The following is a 3,931-nucleotide window of genomic DNA, read 5'->3' as shown; positions in this document are numbered from 1 at the left end:
GGACTGAAAAATCAGTTGGGTAAGTTAACTGACCGACCAACATTACGCTGGATATTTCAGAACTTTCAAGGGATTCATCTCCGACCTATTCAAGACAATCAAAAGATTAGTAACTTAACGGATGAGATGCGCAACATTTTGAGATTTTTTTCCAAACCTTGCCAGGAATATTATCTCTTATCTTGACCAGATGGATTGACTTCAAGGGGTGACAAAACAAAGCGAGCAACTGGAAAATCTCCCCCTAGATGTTAAGTCTGATTGCCCAGTTATTCTTAATAAGCACTGTTTATTGAGAATGACTGGGGGAACCCTGAAATTTTCGGCTTAGTTGCTGGCAGCTTGCCGCCAACTAACTCCTCTAGATAAGTATTTTGACTCACGCCCCTTCCTCTTTTGAGACGTTGTGACACTTAGGGTGCGGAATGTGGGCCTGAACATCCTGGGGATAGTCAGATTCCCCCCCCGGCAAGAACTTCCCACTGTCCAGTACTCTAGAAGAGCCAAAAGTAAAAAGGAAAAAAAACGGAGATAAGAGTGGGAAAATTAACACTGATAACTGATAACTGATAATCCTGTGGCTGTTTTAAAAGATAATCGGGCTACCGTCCAAAAGGTTCTCTGGATCACCCTGCTGCTGAACATTTTGGTTATGGCGATCAAAGCGGGGGTGGGTTTGAGAATTAGTTCTTTGAGTCTGCAAGCGGATGCTCTCCATAGTGTCACCGATAGTGCCAATAATGTCTTGGGATTGGTAGCGATGCGGTTTTCCTCTCCCTATCCCGATCGAGATCATCCCTACGGACATCTGAAATACGAAGCGATCGGAGCTTTAGCGATCGCTGCCTTTTTGGGAATTGCCTGTTTTGAAATCTTGCAGGGGGCGATCATGCGTATTATTAAAGGCGGAAAACCTGTCGAGATTGCCGGTCCTGAATTATGGCTATTAATTATCGTTTTAGGGGTGAATATTTTTGTCACCTACTATGAGAGATCCGTGGGGCAGCGTGTCGGTAGTGCGATTTTGATTGCCGATGCTCGTCATACCATGAGTGATGTGTGGGTGACAATTACGGTTTTATTGGGGTTAGTTGGGGTTTGGGTGGGTAATACGGCTAATATTCCCCAATTACAATGGTTAGATGTGATTTTGTCCTTTCCCGTCGCTTTTTTGGTGTTTAGCAGTGGTTGGAAAGTTCTCAAGGAAAATTTACCTTTGTTAGTGGATGAAATGGCGATCGCTCCTGAAGTGATTCATCAAATTGTCATGGAGGTGCCGGGGGTGCTTAATTGTCATGCGATCGCGTCTCGGGGAGTGGTGGGAAGACAGGTATTTATGGAAATGCACCTAATTGTCTCCGCTCAAGATGTAGAAACTGCTCACGCAATCACGGAAGCGGTAGAAGCAAGATTAAGCCAACAATTTAGCCCTGTGAGAATTTTAATTCACGTTGAACCGCCAGATTATCACTCCGATCAGATCACTTTTGATGAAGAAGTGTGAAGCAAAAAAGCCTAAAATAAGTAGCGAACTTTTGCTAGAGGTGGCCATGGCGACAGAAAATCAAGCTAGAAGCATAGTAATTACTGGTGGAGCAGGATTTATCGGCTCGAATTTTGTTCATCATTGGTGCGAGAATTATCCTGAGGATCGTGTCATTGTTCTCGATGCTCTTACCTATGCGGGCAATTTGCATAATTTAGCGACACTGAAAGATAGAAATAATTTCCGTTTTCTGCAAGGGGATATCTGCGATCGAGCTTTAGTTGATCAATTATTTGCCGGTGAAAATATCGATACAGTTGCCCATTTTGCCGCCGAATCCCATGTGGATCGATCGATTCTTGGTCCTGGAGCTTTTGTGCAAACTAATGTGGTGGGAACTTTTACTCTATTAGAAAGTTTTCGGCAACATTGGTTAAGTAATCACCAACCCGATAACTATCGTTTTCTGCACGTTTCCACCGATGAGGTTTATGGCAGTTTAGGATTAGATGATCCGGCTTTTACCGAAACTACTCCCTATGCTCCTAATAGTCCCTATTCTGCCTCAAAAGCGGGGAGTGATCATCTAGCGAGAGCTTATTTTCACACCTACGGAATGCCGACAATTATTACTAATTGCTCTAATAATTATGGTTCCTATCATTTTCCCGAAAAGTTAATTCCTTTGATGTGTATTAATATTCTTTTGGGTAAACCTTTACCTGTTTATGGTGATGGTCAAAATGTTCGAGATTGGTTATATGTGCGGGATCATTGTCAAGCTTTAGATACAGTTATTCACAAAGGAAAAGCGGGAGAAACCTATAATATTGGCGGAAATAATGAGGTAAAAAATATCGATTTAGTCAGGATGTTATGTGATTTAATGGATGAATTAGCTCCCGATTTACCCGTGAAACCTGCTCAGAATTTAATTACTTTTGTCAGGGATCGCCCCGGACATGATCGCCGGTATGCTATTGATGCCACTAAAATTCGCACCGAATTAGGTTGGCAACCCGAAGAAACGGTAGAGGGGGGATTAAGAAAAACCATTCAATGGTATCTCGATCATCGGGATTGGTGGCAACCCTTGTTATCCAAAGAATATCAAGAGTATTATGGGAAAGTTTACGGTTAGAAAAGGGTAAAAAATCTAATCTTAATTTTAGGTGTGTTAGTTTTCGCTAACACACTTATTACTTTAGCTAGATTAATATTTTAATTCTCAGTGATTAAGATCACAGGAAAATCTCAAAAAAAATCAAGAAGTTATTTTAGTGAGAAAATTTAGGGAAAAAATCCAAGCAGATTTGTTGAACTATATCGGCAAATATACTTCCTTTGAAAGACTACGAACAGATATGCAAGATAGGTCTTCTCTATTTGGTCAAATTAATAAAATTGAATGGGTTCATTATCCGAGTGAAGGGAAGGATTGTAAATTATTAATACGGGGGGAGAAAGAATGGAGAACAGGAAAAGTTAAAATTTATGGAGAATGTACTTTTTCTAGTGTTTTAGAAAAACTGCCTAAAAAAACACCTGAACGTCCAGATTATGATGGCGAATTTCTGCGGGAATTACAAAAACAGGGATTTGAGCATTTAAATGAAACTCGTCAAATAAAAATTACCCTAGAATTTATTCCCGAAAATAGCCCACTGGAACCAGAATCACCCCTAGAGAAAATTTGTATGTTATTATGATTGGATAGGGAATAATTAAGGAGCAAAAGAATGAATTTTGATACTTTTAACAACTCTCAGAAAATTATTATCGAAGATGATGATAGTGTATTGATGTTTGAAGATGAAGAAGTTATTTTAGTGAGAAAATTTAGGGAAAAAATCCAAGCAGATTTTTTAAACTATATCGGCAAATATACTTCCTTTGGAAGACTAACGGGAGATAGGTCGTCTCTATTTGGTCAAATTAATAAAATTGAATGGGTTCATTATCCGAGTGAAGGGAAGCATTGTAAATTATTAATACGGGGGGAGAAAGACTGGAGAACAGGAAAAGTTAAAACTTATGGAGAATGTACTTTTTCTAATGTTTTAGAAAAACTGCCTAATAAAACACCTGGACATCCAGATTATGATGACGAATTTCTGCGGGAATTACAGAAACAGGGATTTGAGCATTTCAATGAAACTCGTCAAATAAAAATTACTCTAGAATTTATTCCCGAAAATAGCCCACTGGAACCAGAATCACCCCTAGAGGAAATTCGGCAAATGTTGCGAGAAAATTCAGAAAAAACTAACTTCAATTCCTGAAAACCTAATTAGGTAATAAGGAAAATAAATTAAAGCGGCTCTTCGTTACTCTTTATGCTAAATCAACAGACAAGATGCCAAGATAACATACTTCTAACCCAAAAATTCCGAAAGTTTCTAAAGCCATAGCCTCTTCTTTTTATTAGTTTAAGTTTATTGTTGA

5 protein-coding genes and 1 pseudogene are annotated in these 3,931 nt (G+C 39.2%); 5 read left to right on the top strand and 1 reads right to left on the bottom strand.

The features are described from left to right. The 5 genes and pseudogenes from IQ224_RS22355 to IQ224_RS22335 all read left to right on the top strand — a co-directional run. Positions 1-186, top strand: a pseudogene (locus IQ224_RS22355) (IS1634 family transposase); the annotation flags it as partial. 391 nt (positions 187-577) lie between these two features. Continuing rightward, the gene (locus tag IQ224_RS22350) at positions 578-1,504 is read left to right on the top strand and encodes a cation diffusion facilitator family transporter (protein WP_036402280.1); all 927 of its coding nucleotides are present in this window, start codon (positions 578-580) and stop codon (positions 1,502-1,504) included. A gap of 46 nt (positions 1,505-1,550) precedes the next feature. Continuing rightward, the gene (gene rfbB / locus IQ224_RS22345; protein WP_194033509.1) at positions 1,551-2,627 is read left to right on the top strand and encodes a dTDP-glucose 4,6-dehydratase; all 1,077 of its coding nucleotides are present in this window, start codon (positions 1,551-1,553) and stop codon (positions 2,625-2,627) included. A 139-nt stretch (positions 2,628-2,766) separates the two neighbouring features. Further along, on the top strand, positions 2,767-3,195 hold the full coding sequence (locus IQ224_RS22340) for a hypothetical protein (RefSeq protein ID WP_002746949.1): 429 nt from the start codon (positions 2,767-2,769) through the stop codon (positions 3,193-3,195). A gap of 30 nt (positions 3,196-3,225) precedes the next feature. Beyond that, positions 3,226-3,768, top strand: coding sequence for a KGK domain-containing protein (locus tag IQ224_RS22335; protein ID WP_002746948.1), 543 nt, complete (start codon positions 3,226-3,228; stop codon positions 3,766-3,768). 62 nt (positions 3,769-3,830) lie between these two features. Here the strand turns inward: IQ224_RS22335 and IQ224_RS22330 are convergent. Then, the coding region (locus IQ224_RS22330) for a transposase (protein WP_130758492.1) at positions 3,831-3,931 on the bottom strand (101 nt) is incomplete at its 5' end.

It is taken from the genome of Microcystis sp. LEGE 00066, assembly GCF_015207925.1.
Lineage (GTDB): Bacteria > Cyanobacteriota > Cyanobacteriia > Cyanobacteriales > Microcystaceae > Microcystis > Microcystis ichthyoblabe_A.
The sequence above is the reverse complement of the archived record's forward strand: the minus strand, read 5'-3'. Positions and strand labels throughout refer to the sequence as shown.

Excerpts from the sequence above, each read along its gene's own strand:
- rfbB (WP_194033509.1), top strand. The coding sequence starts at position 1,551 with ATGGCGACAGAAAATCAAGCTAGAAGCATAGTAATTACTGGTGGAGCA.
- IQ224_RS22335 (WP_002746948.1), top strand. The coding sequence starts at position 3,226 with ATGAATTTTGATACTTTTAACAACTCTCAGAAAATTATTATCGAAGAT.